Source organism: Streptomyces sp. cg36 (genome assembly GCF_041080675.1).
GTDB lineage: Bacteria > Actinomycetota > Actinomycetes > Streptomycetales > Streptomycetaceae > Streptomyces.
The window spans coordinates 2,392,208-2,412,887 of sequence record NZ_CP163520.1 but is presented as its reverse complement, the minus strand read 5'-3'; the positions used below and the strand labels follow the sequence as shown (position 1 = coordinate 2,412,887).

At 68.4% G+C, this 20,680-nt stretch carries 20 protein-coding genes and 1 tRNA gene; 17 read left to right on the top strand and 4 right to left on the bottom strand.

All coding sequences use genetic code 11. The annotated features are described in order from the left end of the window. Window positions 1–10: 10 nt before the first annotated feature. Window positions 11–844 carry a helix-turn-helix transcriptional regulator gene (locus tag AB5J87_RS10640; RefSeq protein ID WP_369376133.1) on the top strand — a complete coding sequence of 278 codons (834 nt, stop codon included), beginning with the start codon at window positions 11–13 and terminating at the stop codon, window positions 842–844. On the opposite strand, the gene AB5J87_RS10635 is transcribed toward AB5J87_RS10640, so the two are convergent. From AB5J87_RS10635 to AB5J87_RS10625, 3 genes are all read right to left on the bottom strand, one after another. Continuing rightward, window positions 834–2,885, bottom strand: a complete 2,052-nt coding sequence (locus tag AB5J87_RS10635) for a phosphocholine-specific phospholipase C (RefSeq protein ID WP_369376132.1) — start codon at window positions 2,883–2,885, stop codon at window positions 834–836. The genes AB5J87_RS10640 and AB5J87_RS10635 overlap by 11 nt on opposite strands. A 165-nt stretch (window positions 2,886–3,050) precedes the next feature. After that, window positions 3,051–3,824, bottom strand: coding sequence for a hypothetical protein (locus AB5J87_RS10630; protein ID WP_369376131.1), 774 nt, complete (start codon window positions 3,822–3,824; stop codon window positions 3,051–3,053). Beyond that, window positions 3,821–4,171, bottom strand: coding sequence for a PadR family transcriptional regulator (locus AB5J87_RS10625; RefSeq protein ID WP_369376130.1), 351 nt, complete (start codon window positions 4,169–4,171; stop codon window positions 3,821–3,823). The genes AB5J87_RS10630 and AB5J87_RS10625 overlap by 4 nt, the downstream gene beginning before the upstream one ends. A 296-nt stretch (window positions 4,172–4,467) precedes the next feature. Between AB5J87_RS10625 and AB5J87_RS10620 the strand changes: the two genes are divergently transcribed. Beyond that, complete coding sequence (locus AB5J87_RS10620) at window positions 4,468–4,605, top strand: hypothetical protein (protein ID WP_369376129.1); 138 nt, start codon at window positions 4,468–4,470, stop codon at window positions 4,603–4,605. 104 nt (window positions 4,606–4,709) lie between these two features. On the opposite strand, the gene AB5J87_RS10615 is transcribed toward AB5J87_RS10620, so the two are convergent. Further along, a complete protein-coding gene (locus tag AB5J87_RS10615) occupies window positions 4,710–6,287 on the bottom strand; it encodes a purple acid phosphatase family protein (RefSeq protein WP_369376128.1) in 1,578 nt (525 codons plus the stop codon). Between the two features lie 242 nt (window positions 6,288–6,529). Here AB5J87_RS10615 and AB5J87_RS10610 point away from each other — a divergent pair, with 242 nt between their 5' ends. The 15 genes from AB5J87_RS10610 to AB5J87_RS10540 all read left to right on the top strand — a co-directional run bounded on the left by AB5J87_RS10610 (window position 6,530) and on the right by AB5J87_RS10540 (window position 20,673). Further along, on the top strand, window positions 6,530–7,570 hold the full coding sequence (locus AB5J87_RS10610; protein ID WP_369376127.1) for a 3-isopropylmalate dehydrogenase: 1,041 nt from the start codon (window positions 6,530–6,532) through the stop codon (window positions 7,568–7,570). Window positions 7,571–7,810: 240 nt separating this feature from the next. Further along, window positions 7,811–8,896 carry a branched-chain amino acid aminotransferase gene (locus tag AB5J87_RS10605; RefSeq protein ID WP_369376126.1) on the top strand — a complete coding sequence of 362 codons (1,086 nt, stop codon included), beginning with the start codon at window positions 7,811–7,813 and terminating at the stop codon, window positions 8,894–8,896. Between the two features lie 124 nt (window positions 8,897–9,020). After that, window positions 9,021–10,769 (top strand): recombinase family protein, encoded by a 1,749-nt coding sequence (locus AB5J87_RS10600; protein ID WP_369376124.1) that lies wholly within the window; start codon window positions 9,021–9,023, stop codon window positions 10,767–10,769. Between the two features lie 712 nt (window positions 10,770–11,481). Continuing rightward, window positions 11,482–11,555: transfer RNA gene (locus AB5J87_RS10595), tRNA-Leu, on the top strand. 31 nt (window positions 11,556–11,586) lie between these two features. Continuing rightward, complete coding sequence (locus AB5J87_RS10590; RefSeq protein ID WP_369376123.1) at window positions 11,587–12,024, top strand: HNH endonuclease; 438 nt, start codon at window positions 11,587–11,589, stop codon at window positions 12,022–12,024. 1,072 nt (window positions 12,025–13,096) lie between these two features. Then, a complete protein-coding gene (locus AB5J87_RS10585; RefSeq protein WP_369376122.1) occupies window positions 13,097–13,576 on the top strand; it encodes a P27 family phage terminase small subunit in 480 nt (159 codons plus the stop codon). Further along, window positions 13,557–15,254 (top strand): terminase large subunit, encoded by a 1,698-nt coding sequence (locus AB5J87_RS10580; RefSeq protein WP_369376121.1) that lies wholly within the window; start codon window positions 13,557–13,559, stop codon window positions 15,252–15,254. The genes AB5J87_RS10585 and AB5J87_RS10580 overlap by 20 nt, the downstream gene beginning before the upstream one ends. A gap of 17 nt (window positions 15,255–15,271) precedes the next feature. Further along, entirely contained in the window at window positions 15,272–15,643 is a 372-nt protein-coding gene (locus tag AB5J87_RS10575) for a hypothetical protein (RefSeq protein WP_369376120.1), read from the top strand. 76 nt (window positions 15,644–15,719) lie between these two features. After that, complete coding sequence (locus AB5J87_RS10570; protein ID WP_369376119.1) at window positions 15,720–16,706, top strand: phage portal protein; 987 nt, start codon at window positions 15,720–15,722, stop codon at window positions 16,704–16,706. Between the two features lie 122 nt (window positions 16,707–16,828). Next, window positions 16,829–17,686, top strand: coding sequence for a hypothetical protein (locus AB5J87_RS10565; protein WP_369376118.1), 858 nt, complete (start codon window positions 16,829–16,831; stop codon window positions 17,684–17,686). Between the two features lie 12 nt (window positions 17,687–17,698). Further along, window positions 17,699–18,268, top strand: a complete 570-nt coding sequence (locus AB5J87_RS10560; RefSeq protein ID WP_369376117.1) for a hypothetical protein — start codon at window positions 17,699–17,701, stop codon at window positions 18,266–18,268. A gap of 101 nt (window positions 18,269–18,369) precedes the next feature. Further along, window positions 18,370–19,326, top strand: a complete 957-nt coding sequence (locus tag AB5J87_RS10555) for a major capsid protein (protein ID WP_369376116.1) — start codon at window positions 18,370–18,372, stop codon at window positions 19,324–19,326. A gap of 212 nt (window positions 19,327–19,538) precedes the next feature. Then, on the top strand, window positions 19,539–20,069 hold the full coding sequence (locus tag AB5J87_RS10550; protein WP_369383459.1) for a hypothetical protein: 531 nt from the start codon (window positions 19,539–19,541) through the stop codon (window positions 20,067–20,069). Beyond that, window positions 20,066–20,410, top strand: a complete 345-nt coding sequence (locus AB5J87_RS10545; RefSeq protein ID WP_369376114.1) for a hypothetical protein — start codon at window positions 20,066–20,068, stop codon at window positions 20,408–20,410. Before AB5J87_RS10550 ends, AB5J87_RS10545 begins: the two co-directional genes overlap by 4 nt. After that, entirely contained in the window at window positions 20,407–20,673 is a 267-nt protein-coding gene (locus AB5J87_RS10540) for a hypothetical protein (RefSeq protein ID WP_369376113.1), read from the top strand. The genes AB5J87_RS10545 and AB5J87_RS10540 overlap by 4 nt, the downstream gene beginning before the upstream one ends. Window positions 20,674–20,680 lie beyond the last annotated feature (7 nt).

Genomic DNA, 20,680 nt, shown 5'->3' with positions numbered 1-20,680 from the left:
GCTGAGGGACGTGGACAGAGACGAACTCGCGGACTTCCTGCGGCACTGCCGGGCCCGGCTGGCACCTTCGGACGTGGGCCTGGCCTCGGGGCCCCGGCGGCGCACCACCGGGCTGCGCAGGGAAGAGGTCGCCCAGCTCACCGGGATGTCGGCGGACTACTACACCCGGCTGGAGCAGGCCCGCGGCTCGCGCCCGTCCCGGCAGATGCTGACCGCGCTGGCGCGGGCGCTGCGGCTGAGCCGGGACGGGCGCGACCACCTCTTCCACCTGGCGGGCGAGGAGCCCCCGCGCGAGCGGCACGGCTCGGTCCATGTGCGCCCCGGGCTGATGCTGATCCTGGACCGGCTGCACGACGCGCCCGCGCAGGTGATGAGCGACTGGGGCGAGGTGCTCGCGCAGAACGCGATGGCCGCGGCGCTGGTCGGCGAGGCAGGGCCCGGCCGCAACATCATCCGCGGCTACTTCACCGAGCCCGCGCTGCGCGCCCTGTTCCCGCCCGAGGACCAGGCGGAGCACTCCCGCAGCCATGTGGCGCAGCTGCGCGCGGTCCTCGCGGCCCGCCCGGACGACCCGGGTCCGGCCGCGCTGGTGGCCGAACTGCGCGAGGCGAGCGAGGAGTTCGCGGCGCTGTGGCTGGAGCACGAGGTGGAGACGCGGCACGCCAAGCGCAAGCGGTTCCTGCACCCGGTGGTCGGCCGTCTCGACCTGGACTGCGAGATCCTGCTCAGCTCCGAGGAGGGCCAGTTCCTGGTGGTGCACTCGGCCCGCCCCGGCACCGAGGCCCACCAGCGCCTGGAGCTGCTGCGGGTGGTGGGCCTCCAGGACCTCTCCGTCAGCCGCTGACCGAGGGCGCGCCGGTCTCGATGTGGCCGGTGTAGCGGCGCGACCAGGTGGCGTCGGAGTCGGCCGTCACCGTCAGGTCGTACCAGCCGTTCGAGTACGCCACGGCGTTGAAGAAGTCCTCGGTGGAGCCGCCCGCCGCCACCTGGTACGTCCAGGGGCCGTCGGTGCGGTAGTTGCCGGCCTTGACGGTGAAGGTGACGGGGGAGGCCGAGGTGTTGGTCATCTTCAGCCAGATCGCCGTCTTGCCGGTGCCGCTCTCCACCCCGTAGCGGGCCGCCACCTCGACGGCCTTGCCCGCCTTGGTGGCGTCGCCGGTGAAGCGGCGCAGGAAGCGGTTGGGGCCGACCATGGTGAAGTCGTACTTGCCGTCGCCGAAGGCGGTGCCGATGTTGAAGGAGTCGGTGGCGGCGGCGCCCGCGTCGACCGTGTACTGGTACGGAGTGGTGTCGCGGTAGGCGTTGGGGTGGATCGAGAAGTGGGCGGCGGCGGACGCCGGGGCGCCCTTGTTGGCCATGCCGAACCAGGCCAGGACCTGTCCCGCCGCGCCGAACTCGAAGCGGTCGAGGTTGCCGTTGGGCTGGTAGGGCAGGGCGCGGGCCGGGCGGGTGCCGGACTCCTGCGCGGGCAGCGCGTTGGTCTGCGGCGCCGGGTTGGGCAGCGGGCCGCAGTTCACCCCGAGCGCCTTGGTGGCGGGCAGCCCGCCCGGCACCCCGTACACCGGGTTGGCGAAGTCGAAGACGCCGGTCAGGTCGCCGGTCACCCGGCGGCGCCAGGCGCTGATGTTGGGGCAGGCGGCGGGGGTGCCGAGGGCGGCCGTCCAGGTCTCCAGGAAGCGCAGCACCGAGGTGTGGTCGAAGACCTCCGAGGAGACCCAGCCGCCCCGCGTCCAGGGCGACATGACCAGCATCGGCACCCGGAAGCCCAGCCCGACCGGGACGCCGGTGAGGAACTCACCGGGCGTGTTCGCGGGCGGTGACGGCGGCGGCACGTGGTCGAAGAAGCCGTCGTTCTCGTCGTAGTTGAGGAACAGCACGGTCGAGTCGAAGACCTCGGGGCTGGCGGCCAGCGCCCGGTAGACCAGGTCGACGAAGTGCGCGCCGTCGCCGGGCGGCGCGTAGGGGTGCTCGGAGAACGCCTGGTTGGCGACGACCCAGGAGACCTGGGGCAGCCTGCCCGCCAGCGCGTCCGCCTTGATCGCGGCGGCGATGTCGTCGGGCGTGGAGCCGGTCACGGCCGGGACGGACGCCATGCCCCGGTCGTGCAGCGGGTCGCCCGCGGGGGCGTCGGTGAACTTCTTGAAGTAGGCCAGGCCGTTGTCGCCGTAGTTGTCGTTGGCGTTCTGGTAGACCTTCCAGCTGACCCCGGCCCGCTGGAGGGCCTCCGCGTAGGACTCCCAGGTCAGCCCCGACTCGTCGCCGCCGTCCTTGCTGGTGGCGTCGACCTTGCCGCTCCACAGGAAGGTGCGGTTGGGGCCGGTGGCGCTGAGGGTGGAGCTGAAGTACGCGTCGCAGATGGTGTAGTTGTCGGCGAGCGCGTAGTGGAACGGGATGTCCTCGCGGTCCAGGTAGCCGAGCGAGCGGACGTTGCCGACCCCGGCCACCCAGTTGTCCATCCGGCCCTTGTTCCAGGCGGAGTGCTGGGAGGTCCAGCTGTGCGGCAGGTCGCCGGTGCACTGGGCGAGGGTCCTGCCGTCGGCGCCGCCCGCGGCCGGGGTGGCGCTGAGCTTCCACGGGTACTGGCGGCCGAGGCCGCTGGGCTGGTCGAAGACGGACCGGCCGCCCGGCAGCGCGATCCCGCTGCGGTCGGCGAAGCCCCGTACGCCCTTGAGACGGCCGAAGTAGTGGTCGAAGCTGCGGTTCTCCTGCATCAGGACCACCACGTGCCGCACGTCCTTGACCGTGCCGGTGGCCGCGGCGGCGGCCCCGCTCCCGAGGGCCGTACCGGGCGCCGACCCGGCCGCGGCGGCCGTGCCCGGCAGTACGGCTCCGGCGGCCACGCCCGCGCCGAGTGTCACGAATCCCCTGCGGCTGATGGGAGTCATCCGCCCGCCCCTCCGGTCCCCGGCGCGCCCCGGTGGCACGCCGAGCGCAAGGGTGCGGCCGGTCAATGGTCTGGAGCTAGACCTCTGCGGGGAGGGAAATGTGAACACTCGGGCAACGGGCGGATCCTGCCTGTTCACGCGGGTGTGCGGGGGATTCGGGCCGCCTCACGCGGCCGTGCCGGGGACCGGTCCGGGGTCCTCGACGCCGGTGGCGACCTCGCGCTTGACCCGCTTCCAGGCCAGCACCACCGCCGCCGGAACGGCCACCGCCGCACCGGCCAGGGCCCAGTAGGCGACCTCGTCGCCCGCGAAGTGGATCGCGAGGGCGGTCGCCGTGCCCGAGGCGACGCCGGAGGCGGTCATCTTCTTGAGGCTGCCCCGGTAACGGCCGCTGAGGAAGAGCTGCTTGGCGGGCGGCGCCACCAGCTCGTCGAGTCCGGCGGCGGGTCCGGCGCTGGCCGCCTTCGGGCGCTTGAAGTACATGAAGAACATCCACTGCCCGCACGGCTCCCAGCCGTCCGGCGCGAGCCCTGCCGTCACCGCCTCGCGCCCGGCCGCGGTGTCGGCGCTCTCGCGCCGGTACTCCCAGCGCATCGCCGCCGCCGGGTCCCGGCGGCACACGAACCGGCCGAGCCGGTCCAGCCCCTCCACCTCCCAGCCCTGGTCGCCGTAGTGGTTGAGGTGCTTGCGGTCGGTGTAGATGTCGGCGGTCCACTTCCAGGTCTCCGCCTCGGCGGCCGGTTCCCGGTCCGTCCGCCCGCCGGTGAGCCGGGCCGCGAAGACCTCGGGCGCGCCGAACTCCTCGTACGGGTCGGTGCCCCCGGAGTCGGCCAGGTACCCGCTCAGCTCGGCGACGGTGGCGCTCACCTCGGGGCGGGGCATCCCGCCGGAGCGCAGTGCGGCGGCGAGCGCCTCGAAGTACTCCTGCTGTCCGCTCATGACGGTCGTCCCCCTGGTGTGTCGCTGGTCAGCATGGTCTGCACGGCGGTGTGGAACTCCAGCCAGGACGCGCCCTGTTCGGTCAGCGCCCGGCGGCCCTCGTCGGTCAGCCGGTAGTAGCGGCGCCCCGGCCCGCGCTCGGCGGCGCGGAACTCCCCGACGGCCAGCCCGGCCTCTTCGAGCCGGTTGAGCACGGGGTAGAGGGTGCCGCCCTTGATCTCTCCCAGCCCGGCCGAGGCGAGGGTCTTGGAGATCTCGTACCCGTAGCTCTCGCCTCCGGTGAGGCAGGTGAGGACAAGGAGGTCGAGGACGCCCTTGAGCCAGCTGGATCTGCGGTCTGCGGCCATGGGTGTATTCCAGCACCAGCTAGGTAGGAATGCAAACTAGCTGGCGATGCTTGATGGGTGGCGATGCCTGATGGGTGGCGGTGCCGGTGACGGGCCGTCTCAGATAGTAGGAAGTCCGAGTAATTGTGGAGACAGAAGCACGGTCCTCGCTTAGCTTGGTAGGAGCCGAACGTCTCGCTAGATCCAGCGAATGGCGGTCGAGAGCGCATGGCCCCCTGGCAGGCAACCCCTGTGGCGGCGCTCCCCGCCCCTTCCGGCGCCCTGACATCCCCGTGATCTCAAGGAGTCGATCCCCCATGTCCGAGACGACGACCGTCCGCCGCGTCCGCCACTCCTCCCGCATCAGCGACGCCGACCGCAAGAACGCCGCCGCCGCCCTCCAGCGCGCGCTCGACCGCCGCGACAACGGCGGCGTGACCGGCCACGGCCGCTAGGGCCCGGCGCCGCACTCGCGTCTGCCCGGCGGTTCCGGCCGCCGGGGCCCCACGCCACGGGGGCCCGTCCGTGGACGGGCCCCCGCTGTTCGGACGGCCGGGCGCTACTTGCCGCGCCGGATCTCGAAGTGGTCGATCCGCTCGCCGGTCTCGGCCAGCGCCGAGACCTTCATCAGGGGACGGCGCCCGGCCTCGACCTCGACCGCGAGGAACGAGAAGCCGGTGAACCGCACCCGGGACCACTCCACCGTCTCGGTCTCCTTGCCGCGGCCCTTGACCCAGTGGTAGCTGGCGACGCTCTCCTGGTCCTTGACGTGGCCCTCGTAGCTGTCGGGCGCCGGGAAGTCGTAGAGCCCGCGGCCCGCGCCGCCCGCCGTCACATAGACGATGCCGTCCCGCGTCGGGTCGGTGCTCGCGCCGATCGGCACCTTGCGCCCCACCGCGTTCTGGTGGATCGCGTCGGTGCGCTCGTAGACGTGGTTGTGCCCGTTGACGACCAGGTCGACCTGGTGCTTCTCGAAGAGCGGCACCCAGACGTCGCGCACTCCGCCGTCGGAGGCGTGCGCGTTGGTGGTGGAGAAGGCGCAGTGGTGGAAGAAGACCACGATGAAGTCGATGTGCCGGTCGGCGCGCAGCTCGCCCAGGCGCTTGTCCAGCCACTGGGTCTGCTTGCCGCCGCTGATCCCGAAGTTGGCGGGGATCTCGTACGAGATGTCGTTGGCGTCCAGCGCCACCACGCCGACGTTGCCGTGCCGGAACGAGTAGACGCCGGGCTGGTTCACCGGGTCCGGACCGTTGTCCGGCAGCGACCAGCGGGCGTTCTGGCCGCCGTAGCCGTTGGGCGAGTACCAGGCTTCCATGTCGTGGTTGCCGGTGGTGACCATCCACGGCACGGTCTTGGCGACCGACTCGGTCTGGGCCAGGAACTGGTCCCAGGTGCGCGCGTCATAGGTGTCGCCGGTGGTGCCCGAGCCGGACGGGTCGGCGTAGCAGATGTCGCCCGCGTGCAGGTGGAACGCCGGGTTCTGACCGAGGATCAGCTGGTCGTTGCCGAGCGCGTGGTAGCTGACGCCCTGGTCGCCGAAGGCGGTGAAGGTGAACGATTCGGCACGCTCGGGCGCGGTGGTGAAGGTGCCGAGCGTGCCCAGGTTGCGCGGGTCCGCCGGGTCGAAGCCGTCGTGGCCGACGCCGTAGTAGTACGTGGTGCCCGGGCGCAGCCGCTCCAGGCCGGCGTGCACGTAGTACTGCTCGGCCGCCGCGATCTTGCCGCCGTTGAGCACCGGCGTGGTGAGGTGGCGCACCTCCGCGCCGATGCGGTGGCTGAGCGCCCACGGCTTGAGGCCGACGCGGATGTACGGCCTGCGCACCGCGAACGGGACCTGCCAGGAGACCGCCATCTGGGTCCGGGGGTCGGCGCCGTAGGCCAGGTGCCGGCCGAACGGGGCGACCAGCGAACCGTCCACCTCGGTGGCGGAGCCCCGCGAGGTGAGCACGGTGGGCGCGGCGTACGCGGGCGACGCGGCGAGTCCGGTGCCCACCCCGGCACCGGCGATCGCGGCGGTCGCCACGGAAGTGCGCAGTACCCCGCGCCGCGTCAGCCGCGTGCGCAGGTACTCGTGCTGCTCGGCCATGCTCATGCGGCCGGCGAGCTGCTCGGGAATTCCGAAACGGGGGATGTCCATGGCCGGAAACGTCCTCTCCTCAGACGACGTGAATCTCACCAGTAGATGAACGGGGCACGTACAACTCCCCATGCAACTCCCCGGAACCTCCCCGCACATCACCCCCGCCAGCCATTCGGCGGCGGTCCGCGCGGTGTACGGGGGAGCGGCGCGCGCCCAGGGTCCCCCGCCCGGGGGGCCCGGCAGTGTCCGCATGATGGACTCCACATGTCAATGCATGGGACGGGGAGTACGGTGCTTCCATGTCTCGCAGCATCGATCTCGCAGTGATCCCCGGTGACGGCATCGGCCAGGAAGTGGTGGCCCAGGGCCTCAAGGTCCTGCGCGCCGTCCTTCCAGCGGACGTGAAGCTGGAGACCAAGGAGTACGACCTCGGCGCCCGGCGCTGGCACCGCACCGGCGAGACCCTGCCGGACGCGGAGCTCGAAGCGCTCAAGGCGCACGACGCGATCCTGCTCGGCGCCATCGGCGACCCGAGCGTGCCGTCCGGCGTGCTGGAGCGCGGGCTGCTGCTGAAGCTGCGGTTCGCCTTCGACCACTTCATCAACCTGCGCCCCTCGAAGCTCTTCCCGAACACCGCGACCCCGCTGGCCGGCCGCCCCGACATCGACTTCGTGGTGGTCCGCGAGGGCACCGAGGGCCCCTACACGGGCAACGGCGGCTCGCTGCGCACCGGCACCCCGGCCGAGGTCGCCACCGAGGTCAGCGTCAACACGGCGTACGGCGTGGAGCGCGTGGTGCGCGACGCGTTCGCCCGGGCCCAGGCCCGCCCGCGCAAGAAGCTGACGCTGGTCCACAAGAACAACGTCCTCGTCTTCGCCGGCCACCTGTGGAAGAACATCTTCGACACGGTGGCGAAGGAGTACCCGGACGTCACCACCGACTACCTGCACGTCGACGCGGCGACGATCTTCTTCGTCACCCAGCCCGAGCGCTTCGACGTGATCGTCACCGACAACCTCTTCGGCGACATCCTCACCGACCTCGCCGCCGCCGTGACCGGTGGCATCGGCCTGGCCGCGTCCGGCAACATCAACCCGACCGGCGCGTTCCCCTCGATGTTCGAGCCGGTGCACGGCTCCGCACCCGACATCGCGGGCCAGGGCAAGGCCGACCCGACGGCCACGGTCCTCTCCGTCGCCCTGCTCCTGCGCCACCTCGGCCACGACGCCGAGGCGGCCCGGATCGAGGACGCCGTCCAGGCCGATCTGGCCGAACGGGACGGCTCCGCCCGTACCACCGACGAGATCGGCGACGCGCTCGCCGTACGCGTATCGGGCTGACCCGAGCGCTCTTCCTCACGAAAGCCGCCGGGTCGCACCAGCACCCGGCGGCTTTTCCTGTACGGCCCCGGGGTGCCACCATCAATCCCTGGGCCGCAATCACACCGTTTCTGCCACGGTCCCGCACGAGCGATAATCGAACGTGGGACCGCGGCATGCGGAAAAGCTCGGACGTCCTAGCAGCAGCGAAGACGGCGTGAGCGCGGTCCGACACACACAACCGGTGAAGGACACGCAACCATGACGACGCCCACGATCGAGCTCAAGCCCTCCGCCCATCCGCTGTCGGACGCGGAGCGTGACGCGATCCTGGAAAGCCCCGGCTTCGGCCGCCACTTCACCGACCACATGGTGACGGTCAAGTGGACCGAGGGCCGCGGGTGGCACGACGCCGAGCTCGTCCCGTACGCGCCGCTGTCGATGGACCCGGCGAACATGACCCTGCACTACGCGCAGACGATCTTCGAGGGGCTCAAGGCGTACCGGCAGCCCGACGGCACGGTGGCCACCTTCCGGCCCGAGGCCAACGCCGAGCGCTTCCGGGCCTCGGCCCGCCGCATGGCCATGCCCGAGCTGCCGGACGAGCTCTTCATCGCCGCCTGCGACGCGCTGATCCAGCAGGACCGGGCCTGGGTCCCGTCCTCCGGCGAGGCATCCCTCTACCTGCGGCCCTTCATGATCGCCAGTGAGGTCGGACTGGGCGTGCGCCCGGCCAACGAGTACCTCTTCATCGTGATCGCCTCCCCGGCCGGGGCCTACTTCCCGGGCGGCGTCAAGCCCGTCTCGGTCTGGCTCTCCGAGGAGTACGTGCGCGCGGTCAAGGGCGGTACGGGTGCGGCCAAGACCGGCGGCAACTACGCCGCGTCCCTGGTCGCCCAGGCCGAGGCCGCCCAGCACGGCTGCGACCAGGTCGTCTGGCTCGACGCGGTCGAGCACCGCTGGATCGAGGAGATGGGCGGGATGAACCTGTACTTCGTGTACGGGGACCGCATCGTCACCCCCTCGCTGACCGGGTCGCTGCTGCCGGGGATCACCCGGGACTCGCTGCTGAAGATCGCCCGCGATCTCGGGTACAGCGCGGAGGAGGGGCGGATCTCCACGGAGGACTGGAAGCGGGACAACGAGGCGGGGGTTCTGACCGAGGTGTTCGCCTGCGGTACGGCCGCGGTGATCACTCCTGTGGGGTCCGTGAAGTCCGCGCGGGCGAACTGGACCCAGGGGGACGGGGAGCCGGGTGCGGTGACCATGCGCCTGCGCAAGGCCCTGCTCGACCTCCAGACCGGGGCCACCCCGGACCCCCACGGCTGGATGCACCAGCTGGGCTGAGGCGGTTTTCGCCCCCACCCCGCCCCTTCCCGATGCTCCGGACTGAGTGTTCTGGAGTGATCAGGTCGTGGCGGTATCAACGCAGGTCAGGCAGGCGGAGAACTTACTGGCCCCCACAAGGGGCATGGACAAGGCATACACCCCTGTAGGGACCCTGGCTCAAGCTGCCGAGACTCTGCGCGGGGTCCGATGCGTGCGATTGTCGGTCCGCACGGACGAGACCACCAGCCCTGAGCGTCAGCGTGAGTCCGACGACCAGGCGGCGGCAGCCCTCGATATCAGCTTCGGCGAGGGCGCCGCACTGCGTGAAGCGGTCGACCTGGACGTGTCCGCGTCCAAGGTCGGCCCCTTCGAGCGTCCACAGCTCGGCGCGTGGCTCAAGCGCCCCGCCGACTTCGACGCCCTGGTCTTCTGGCGCTTCGACCGCGCCATCCGGTCCATGCAAGACATGCACGAGCTTGCGAAGTGGGCCCGCACACACCGCAAGATGATCATTTTCGCCGAGGGGCTGGGCGGCACGGGGCGGCTCGTCTTCGACTTCCGCAACCCCATGGACCCCATGAGCGAACTCATGATGATGATGTTCGCGTTCGCCGCCCAGGTCGAGGGACAGAGCATCAAAGACCGCGTGACCGGTGCACAGGCGGCCATGCGCAAGATGCCGCTTCGGTGGCGGGGCGGCGGACAGCCCGCCTACGGCTACCTTCCCGCCCCCATGCCAGCCGAGTACGGCGGGGTGGGCTGGACACTCGTCCCCGACCTTGAAGCCATCGAGACCATAGAGCGGATCATTGCCGCTCTGGCGGAGGGAGACTCCCCCCTCACGATCGCCCGTGCACTGAACGCTGACGGCGTGCTGTCTCCGTCCGCCCACTGGGCCGCCTACCGGGCCCGCACGAAGCACAACGGGGCCAAACCCGAGGACAGCACCCACCCGAAGCGGAAGCCCGCACAGTGGCGGGACAAGACCATCGTCAAGATGCTCACGTCCCCCGCGATCATGGGATGGAAGATCCACCGCGGGAACCCGGTCCGCGACGACCAGGGCGCCCCGGTCCTGGCGGCAGAAAACGCGATCCTCACCCGCGAAGAGTTCGACCAGGTCGGCGCGCTGCTGGCCCCCAAGCCCGTCGCCGAGCGTCCGCCCGTGCGTAAGGACTCCGGGGCGCTGCTCCTGCGCGTCATCCACTGCGGCAGCTGCGGCAGCCGTATGTACCTGCGCAAGGCACGGCCGGGCAAGGGCCGCGACGTCTACCAGTGCTCGTCCTACAAGTACGGGGCGAACTGCGCAGTCCCCTCCACCGTGCGGGCGGAATGGGTGGACCAGTACGTGACCGCCGAGTTCCTGCGGCTGGTCGGCCCGGTGCACATCACCCGCACCGTCGAGATACCCGGCTACGACCCTCAGCCCGAGATTGACGCCACCCTCGCCGAGTTCGAGGAACACCAGAAGCAGAAGGGACGCCAGAAGTCCAAGACCGCGCAAGCTGCATGGCAGCGTCACGCAGACAGCCTTGACGCACGTCTTGCCGAGCTGGAAGCACGGGAGAAGACCGAGCCCCGCCGTGAAATCCTCTCCACCGGCCGCACCTACGCCGACAACTGGAACAGCGCCGACACCATGGCCCGGCGCACCATGCTCGTGGAGGCAGGGGCAAGCCTCACGGTCAAGCGCGGAACGAAGGGCGGGTGGCGCACGCTCGACCTGCGACGCGTCGAGTTCACCATTACCGGGGATCTCGACCCCGCCGTTGAAGAGAACGTGACCGTGGCGGACGAACTTGCCACCGAGAACAACCCCGACCACGCCCCCACAGCGGGGGCAAGGGCGCACCGCAACCTGACCCCGCAGACACTCGTCACAGCCGCGTAACCGCCCCCACGAACCCGAAGGTGCCCCGGTTGGCCACTGGCCCGCCGGGGCTCTCGGCGTGCCTCCGGTGGCGGATAGGCTTGCCGCACCCCGCACCGAAATGGGCGTGTGGGTCAGGGGCGGTGCATGTCACGACTCATGAGCCGAGAATGCAGTACACCCGCCCTGTCTCGCCCCGGTAGTCCCCTTGGGACCGCCGGGGCTTTCCTGTGCCCGCAGACAGGCGCACAGCGCCCCGCGCGAGGCCGTCCTGCCTGTCAGCGAGGACCACCAGCGGGCACAGCCATGACGGTATGACGCTTCGGGGCCCGCTTCTGTTTTTCTCTTATGTTCTTTAAGGAAAACCAGAAAGACCCTTAGAACCGTCATTCCGTCATGGCAAGCCCCGGCAGGAATCTGCTGGTCCCCACAGCACAGTGAGGGGGCAGCCACAGGTCCGCAAGGGCCGCGGGAATTCGCTGGTCCCCACAGCAGAGTGAGAGCGGGACTACCGCGCACCCACCCCAAGGGGGACACCCGGCGGTCCGAGTGCCCGGCTCTCTCGTCAGCGTTGCCCGCGCACCACGCGCCCCGCGTTACCGGGGTGGCCGCAGGGGTTGGGAGGCAACGCGCGGGGACTGCACCGCCCACACGTAACCGTCCCTCGGGGCGCCGAAAGGGGTTGTGGGCAGTGCAGTCCCCGTGGTCCCGCCTCGCCGGCGAGGACAACCAAGCCCGCCTAGTCCAAGTGGCAGAGACGCGCGATTCAAGATCGCGAGGTTCCCGGTTCGAGTCCGGGGGCGGGCACTCGACAACAACGAGCACCAGGGGGGCGCACATGCGCTGTATCGACTGCACCGAGTCTGCGACCCATCGGGGCCGCTGCAAGACGCACCACGCGACGTTTGAGGGTCGGGCCACGGTCCGCACCCGCCGTTCACGGGGTCGGCGACGGGCGGCCCGCTATGACGCTGCGGCTCGGCTCCGGCGACGGGTGCAGGAACGGGGTACGGCCTGGTGCGACTGGTGCATGGGGACGTTCCCCGCGGACGGGGTGGACGTCGACCATGTGCGCCCGCTGTCCCTCGGCGGGGAGGACGTAGACAGCAATGTTCAGGTGCTGTGCCACGGGTGCCACCAGCTCAAGACGAGCACGGAGTTCGGCACGGCACGGGCAGACAAGACCCCCATCCTTGCTGTTGGCGGACTTCCTTGCCGCGTAAGTTCCGCCCCCCTTGCTGTGTCTCTGGGAGTCCTGGGCCAGTGGGTGTTGTAGACCCAAGACATGGCTCCGCCCCGGTACGGGCAGCGGGTGGCTCGTACCGGGGCGGCAGTGATCAGGCTCGCGGGTCTGCGGTGAACGTGGCGACGATGTTTCCGTTTCCGTCGATGACAGGTATTGACTGCGGAATGAGAGACGCCTTGTCCGCTTGGAGTATGAGAGACGGCTTAGTCACTCCTTGCAACATTAGCGGAGCCCCGTCCTGGTGCGCCTTAAGCTGCGCCCTATCCACGTTCATCGGCTGCGAACTGAACTGATCCATAGTGGTGAGTGCCAGAGAATCCGACTCTTGACTGTCGTTTGTACTAGCGGGTGCTTCGGCGCTCCGGCCTTCGGTGGAGCCCGTCGAGAATTCTTCGCCTTGAGATTCGCGGACCGACCCGTCACTCAGGTTATAGATTCGGGTAACTCCCGATCCGGATTCCGGGACGAAATAGTCGCCCATAGACACAGGCATAGTCATTCTCTTTTCTTTCGCGTACCTTCATTCGACCAAGATCACGCTACCCGTCATCCTGCGAACCCACCGGCCATACCGAGAGGTTGGCTGATTCATAGCGGTTACCTGGAGAGGAGTCCCCCTGCCCAGACGGCCCCGCCCCCCGTGCTCGATCCCTGGGTGCCCCGAGCTGACCCGTGCTGGTGGGCGCTGTGACGCTCACCGACGCGAGGCCGAGCAACAGCGCGGTACGAGTGCTGAACGGGGCTACACGACGCGTTGGCAGCGCATCCGTAAGGCGTACCTGTACCGCAACCCGTGGTGTCTGCTGTGCGGTCGCACAGCCACGGTCGCTGACCATTTCCCTTTGTCGCGACGCGAGTTGGTAGCCCAAGGTGTTGCCGAGCCGGACGCGTTCTCTCGGCTCCGTCCGTTGTGCACTCGCTGTCACAACCGAGAGACCGCTAAGCGCCAACCTGGTGGTTGGGCAGCCGCAAATTCGAAGCCAATTCGGACATAGCGCACGGCTTGCCCAGGGGGGTACTCCCCTCCCCTCCCAAGCCAGATCGGCAGGGAGGCAAAAAGTTCGCATGGCTAATTAGATCGTTCTGGTGGAGGTGACTTAGCGTGGCGATTCCCGGGCACAAACCGAAGCCCCATATTCAGGCGGTGCGCGAGGGCACGTTCCGCGCAGACCGCAATTCCGAGGGTGCATCGTTCGCCCCTGTGCCTCCGGTCGAGCCGGATTGGTCCGAGCTGTTGCCGGGCGACTCCGCCGAGGACGTGCGGGTAAAGGCCCGGGACGTGTGGGCGAGGACGGTTCCCGCCCTGGTGCATTCCGCTGGTCTGACCGACCCGCAGCGAGAGACAGCCATTGAGTATTGCGTGACGGTCGCCCGACTGTGGCAGGCCGAAAGGGAGTTGAGCCGTACCGGCCTGGTGGTCGAAACGGAGCGCGGGAACGTCAAGTCCCCGTGGGTGACGATTGCCCACCAGTACCGGAGTCACTTCCGCTCGCTGGTCGGCGAACTCGGGCTTAGCCCCGCGTCAGCCACGCGGATTACCCCGCCGGAAAGCGGGGGCGACGATGACGGGATTTTCGACTGACGATCTGCCGGTCCCGTATGACGCGCTGCTAGAACTCGGGCTGACCGAGGACGAGATAGGCGAGGCGGTCAAGTCCCGTCCGCTCGTTCTCGCCCACCAGGCCCCGCAGCGCGAGGGCGCCTATTTTGATGTGCCCGCCGCTCGCCGAGCCATTGCGGCTATCGAGTCCATGCGGCACACGAAGGGACGTTGGGGCGGGACTCCGCTCAAACTCGCGCCGTGGCAAAAGGTGTGGATCATTGCCCCGATTTTCGGATGGCTGTGGTTTGACCCCGAGTTGGGCCGAGCGGTTCGCGTCGCCCGTACGGTGTGGATTGAGGTTCCCCGTAAGGCGGGCAAGTCCACACTGTCCAGCGGTATCGGGCTGGTGCTGTTGCTCGCCGATCGCGAGATTGGCGCGGAGGTTTACGCGGCTGCTGGCAGCCTTCCACAGGCCGAACGCGTCTTTGATGACGCTAAGCGTATGGCGCTCACCAGTAGAGCCATACGGGGGCGCGTAGAGGTTCTACGGGGGCTTATCCGGGTGCCCCGTACGGGCGGCGTGTTCCGGGCCCTGTCGAAAATCGCCGAGACCGCCCACGGGCTGAACGTGTCCGGCGCGATTGTGGATGAGGTGCACGTGCACAAGCGGCGTGACCTTATCGACGCGATCGAGACCGGTACCGGCGCCCGGGACCAACCGTTGGTCGTGTTCATCACGACCGCAGATGAGGGCACCGAGGGCAGCATTTACGACGAGAAGCACACGTATACCCGCCGCTGCGCGGACGCTGTGATCTCGGACCCCGGGCACTACGGGGTTATTTGGGCTGCCGAAGAGGGCGACGATCCTTACGCCGAGGAGACGTGGCGGAAGGCGAACCCGGGTTTGGGCACGTCGCCGAGCCTGGCCTACATGCGGCGTGAGGCTGCTAAGGCCAAGTCGACCCCTTCCTACTTCCCGACGTTCTGTCGACTGTCGCTCAATCGCCGTATGCGTTCGTCCTCGCGGTGGCTGCCGCTTCCGGTGTGGGACGCAAACGCGGGCGCAGTAGAGAAGAAACGTTTCCGCTATCGGCGGGCATGGGGCGGGGTAGACCTGTCGGCGGTCTCGGACCTTTCGGCTTGGGTGCTGGTTGTCGAGTCCCGCAAACCCGGGGTTGAACTGGAAGTGATATCCCGCTTTTGGCTGCCCGAGGAACGCGTAGACGAGCTGGAACAACAGCTACAGGTCCCGTTGCGTCAGTGGGCCGCCGATGGGCTGTTGACCCTCACGGAGGGCGACGCAATTGATTATGACGCTATCGAACGGCAGATCATCGCGGACTGTCGCCGGCTGGACGTGCAGCGGATTTCCTATGACCGCATGTTTGCGGGTCAGCTCGTCCAGCGCATCGAGGCAAAGACCCGCGGCGTGGACGTGGTGCCGGTCGCGCAGACGTATCTAGGGATGAGTCCCGGCAGCAAGGAACTTGAAAGGCTGCTCCGCGAGGGCCGCATACACCACGGCGGTAACCCGATCCTCCGTTGGAATGCAAGCGTGGTCGAGGTGTACCGGGACGGTAACGACAACCTACGTCCCGTGAAACCTGACCGCGGGAAGTCGAGCGCACGTATCGACGGAATCGCCGCTGTGGTCATGGCTCTTGACGGGTATGTCCGCCGACCGCTCAAGCGGGCCCGTGCGGCTAGCGCGTAGCACAAGGGGGGGGAAGCATGGCGGAAACACCGCTACAGATGACAGAACGGCTGTACGGCAAGCTACAGCGCCGCAGGCACCAGGCTAAGAAATGGTCCGACGCGTACGAGGGGGACCGCCCGCTGTTGTTCACGTCGCCGGAATTCAGCACGCAGACCGGCGGGCTGTTTGACGAGTTCTCCGACAACTGGTGCGCCACGGTGCCCGATGCGACGGTTGAACGGCTTATGCCGATTGGGTTCCGTCTGGAAGACGGGTCCATAGACAAGGATGCCGGTAAGGCTTGGAAGCGCTCGGAAGCCGATGTGGAGATCGGCCTAGCGCTGTTGGAAGCACTCATTACGGGGCGCTCGTACGCCCTGGTCTGGAACAACGCCGATGGCAGTTGAGATCACCTTTCAGCACGCCGGAAGCGCGATAGTCGAGTATGTCCCCGGGCGCCGCCGGCTCCGTAAGGCGGGGCTCATGACGTGGCGGGACTACGACACCGAGTTTGCAACGCTGTTCACGCCGACCATGGTTTACCGGTGGCAGCGTCCGACCCGCGAGGGCGGAAGGTGGACCGGCCGCACTACGGGGCTTGCCCGGGGCGAGCCGAGCCACGTTCCGAACCCACTCAAGGTGGTGCCGCTGGTCGAGCTGCCTAACCGCTCGCGGCTGCATGGAAAGCCACGGTCCGAGATTGCGACGGTCCTTCCGCTACAGGATGCCGTCAATACCTTGTGGGCGCACCTCATGACCGCATCGGACGGTTTGGCGCTGCCCGCGCGGGCGGTGCTCGGAATGGACCGGCCCGTCCGCGAAATTGTGGACCCCGAGTCGGGTGAAGTGGTCGGCGAGGAGGATCTACCGCTAGACCGGTTCCGGTCGGACCGTCTGCTGTGGCTGGAGAAACAGGGCGCGCAAATCGCCGAGTTCTCAGCCGCTGACCTTGAGAACTACCTCAAGGTTATTGAAGTGGCGGTGCAACACATCGCAGCACAGACCCGCACCCCACCAAGCTATCTAGCGGGGCAGCTCGTCAACGTGAGCCCCGACGGGTTCGCCGCGTCGGAAGCGGGACTGATTGCCAAGGTGTCCGAGATGCAACGGCACTTCGGGAGCGCGCTCCGCGAAATCATGCGGCTGGAGGCCATGGCACAGGGCGAGGAACGGCGCGCGGAATCTCTCGCGCTCGGCTCCGTGGTGTGGAGAGACCCGCAGTTCCGCAGCGATGCCCAATACTCCGATGCACTGGTGAAGTTGAAGAGTATCGGCGTGCCGGATGAGGCTCTGTGGGAGCGCATCCCGGGAGTCACTCCGGACGAAATCGAGCGGTGGAAGCAGATGCGCACGGATGCCGCGGGCGCAATCCTCGGCGGGGACATGTCGCGCCTGTTCGGGGTGAAGCCCGAACAGACCGAGGGCGACGACCAGGCCGACGAGCCCGACGAGTTGCCCGAGGCCGCCTAGTGAGCCGTACGGACGAGTTGGCAGCCGAACGGTACACACAAGTACAGAGCATTTCCCGGGCCGTTGTCGAAGCGATCCAGGGGCTTTGGAGGGACGTTCCCGCGGACCGCATTCTGTCCGCCATGCAGGGCGAGGCGGGGCGCGCAATCCTCGCCGCGGTATCCGCCGGACAGCTCTCCGCCGTACAGGGGGCCCAAGCGTTCGTCGGTGCCGCTATGACAGCGCAAGGGGCTGTTGCGGCCCCGCTCGGAATGCTCGACCCCGCGGCCCTGGTCGGTATCGCTGCGGACGGACGCCCCCTCGCCTCGCTGCTGCAACTGCCCGCCATCACAACGGCGCGGGCGCTGGCAGCCGGCGAGAGCGCCGAACTCGCGGCAGCCCGGGGACTTACCCAAATGGCCATGATGGCGAGCACACAAATAGCCGACGCGTCCCGTACGGCCACGTCCATCGGCATGGCAGCACACCCGCGCTGTATCTCGTACGTGCGCGTTGTGCGGCTGCCCGCGTGCGCTCGGTGCATCATCCTGTCGGGCCGTCAGTATTCCTACTCGACCGGTTTCAAACGGCATCCCCGCTGTGACTGCGGAATGGAGCCGATGACCGATGCCGAGTGGAAACAGACCAAGACCCCCGAGGACCTGTTCCGCGAGATGAGTCCCGCCGAACAGCGGAAGCGACTCGGGGAAGCGGGAGTCAAGGCACTGGAACGCGGGGCGGACCTCGGGCAGATCATCAACTCACGCCGAGGAATGGCAACCGCGGTGACCGGTCGGGGCCCGATGCGGGTCACGGCCGAGGGCACCACCAAACGCGGGATCGGGGCTAAGGCCATGGGTGCCACGTTCGCAAAAGTCCCGGGCCAGAAGTACGCCCGGTCCCGCGAGGCGCGGCTAATGCCAGAGACCATTTTCAAACTCGCAGGCAACAACCGCGAGCACCAAATAGCCATGTTGAAGAAACACGGATACATCGTTTAACAGGGGGACCATATGGCAGACGACCCGCAGAACACCCCGGGCAACGGCCCCGAGGACAAGCCCGAGGGGGCCCCCGGTACGGCTACCGGCAGTGAGCGCAAGGGCGAGGCGGGCAAGGGGGCCGAGGGCGACCAGGCCAACGCGGTGAAGACCGAGCGGGCTGCCCGCGAGGCTGCCGAGAAGCGCGCGAGCGAGGCCGAGCAGGAAGCGGCGCGGCTCCGCCGGTCGAACGCTGCAACCAAGGGCACCGACCTTGACGCGCTTCGCGCAGAGGTACGGGCGGAGTTCACAGAAGCGCTCGTTCGCGCCGAGCTGCGCGCGGCTGCCGCTGGTCGGCTCCGTGATCCGGCGGACGCGCTCGCGCTGCTGGACGTGTCCTCGCTCGCCGGCCCCGGGGGCGATATCGACGCTGCCGCGGTGGCTGCCGCTGTGGACCAGCTCGTCAAGGACAAGCCCTATCTTGCGGTCGCCGAGACCGACCCCGCGAGTTCGTGGGGCGACGTGGGCGCGGGGCCACGGGACACCGCTGAGCCCGAGCCGGCGACCCCGCTGGACCGTCTGCGCCGCGCGTACGCCGCGTAAGGAACCTTTCCGCAGAAACGTTCCTGCAACCCATTCCAGGGGACGCACCTGAATAGGTGCCGTCCCTTTTTTCATGCCCAAAATCAGGGGGAATTCACTCAATGGCACTTACTCTTCCCGAGGCTGCCAAGCTCAGCACGACCGATCTTCAGCGCGGGGTCATCGAGACTTTTGTGCAGGAGTCCAGCATTCTGGACCGGTTGCCGCTGCTGACCATCGAGGGCAATTCGTACGCCTACAACGAGGAAGCCACGCTCCCGGGCGTGCAGTTCCGAGCGGTGAATGAGGCGTACGCCGAGAGCACGGGCACCGTTAACCAGAAGTCCGAGTCTCTTGTAATCCTCGGCGGTGACGCGGACGTGGATAAGTTCATCGTGAAGACCCGCGGCAATCTCAACGATCAGCGCGCTATTCAGACGCGCATGAAGATCAAGGCCGCCGCGTATAAGTTCCAGGACGCGTTTTTCAATGGCGACGTTGCCACCGAGCCGAAGGGTTTCGACGGTCTGCGTAAGCGGCTGGTCGGCGCTCAAGTGGTTTCGGCGGGCACGAACGGCGCTCCGATCGTGGGCGCGGACGGTAAGGACTCGCACGCGTTCTTTGACCTGCTCGACGCGCTGATTGCGCAGGTCCCGGGCCTGACCAACGCTAACGGCGCGCTGTACGCGAACCGTGCGGTAATCGCAAAGATCAAGTCGGCTGCCCGCCGGATCGGCGGTTACGAGATGGTCCGCGAGGCTCTTACCGGAAAGATGGTCGCGACCTACAACGGCATTCCGCTGCTCGACCCGGGCCAGACTGCCGCGGGCGCTGACATTCTGCCGCAGACGGAAACTCAGGGCGCCGCAACCGACGCGTCCAGCATTTACGCGGTCCGCTTCGGCCAGGCCGAGGACGACCGCGCGGTGACCGGTCTCACCAACGGCGGAATTCAGGTTACGGACCTCGGCGAGCTGGAGTCCAAGCCTTCTTACCGCACCCGGATTGAGTTCTACACGGGTCTTGCGGTGTTCGGTGGCCGTGGTGCTGCCCGCCTTAACGGCGTTCTCGCCAAGTAGTTGGAAAGGGGATACGGAATGCCACCGCGCAAGCGGGCAGCGTCCGCCCCCCGGATTCCGCATGCGGATTCTTGCGGTGCCCCGGAACGAGTGGAGAGCTTTCCCGTTCTCGACTCGTCCGGGGTCCCGCGGACCGTGGCGCGGTGTCTGGAGTGCGGCGCTCAGGAAATCGAATAGAGGGGGTGGCCGTATTGCTTCCCGCCTTGGCCACCGTGGACGAGCTTGCCGCGTGGATGCAGCGCGAGCGGGACGAGCTGCCCACCGGGGCCGCCCTGGTGCTCGACACCGCATCCGCGATCGTCCGTACCGAAGCACGGCAGAGGTTCACCAGAGGGACGACGACCGTAGCCCTTGCGCGGCGCGGGCAGTCGGTTGCATTGCCCCAACGCCCGGTGGTCTCCATTGACCTGGTGCGCGTGGGTGGGAGGGAGCTGCGCCCGGACGAATTTCGGGTGTGGCGTGATCACCTGTGGTTGAGGGCTCTCGGGTTCGGGCCCGTGGTCGTCACCTACACCCACGGATACGTGACTGTCCCGGCGGACGTGCGGGCCCTGGTGCTCACGCTGGCCAGTCGGGTACTGACGAACCCCGCTGATCTACGGCAGGAGTCAGCTGGCTCGGTGTCGGTGACGTATGCCGCCGAGACGATCGGCGCGAGTCTCGCTCCCATCGAGCGGGACCAGCTCGCCCGGTACCGCCCGCGTGCTGCCGTGGTGCGGCTCGGCGAGGGGCCGCCCTGGTGACGCTCCTCTACACACAGGCAGTCGTGGTCGTGCGGGCCCCGTACGTAGTCGACCGCTACGGCAACACCACCAGCGTGCGGGATTGGTCGAGCGCGACCAGGACCACGGTCCGCGGGGTGTCCGTCCAGCCGGATACGTCGAGCGAGGCGACCGGGGACCGCCCCGTGATCGTCACCGGGTGGCGCCTGATCACCCGCCGCGGAGTCGATGTCGACTTGGGCCCCGGTGATCGCGTGGTGGCTCTTGGCCGGCTGCTCGATGTCGACGGCGAGCCGGGTCGGTACATGGTCGGGGGCCGACACCACCACACCGAGGTACGGCTGACGGAGGTGGCAGGGTGAGGCTCAAGAGGTTCCAGCCCAACCGGACCAACATCAACAGCTTTATGAAGACTCCCGAGACCGGCCGCGAGGTCGAGCGCATCGCGGGCCGCATTGCTGCGTCCGCTGCGGGGGCCGAGGGCAAATTCCGTACCGACTCGGCGTTGGGCTCGCGCCGGTGGCGTGCCGCGGTAATCGGTAACTACAACTGGCCCAAGTCGGGTGGGCTTGCGGGCTCGCGGCGGGACCTACTGCGCGGCATGGGTGGCGCCCGTGGCGAGTAGGCCCGTC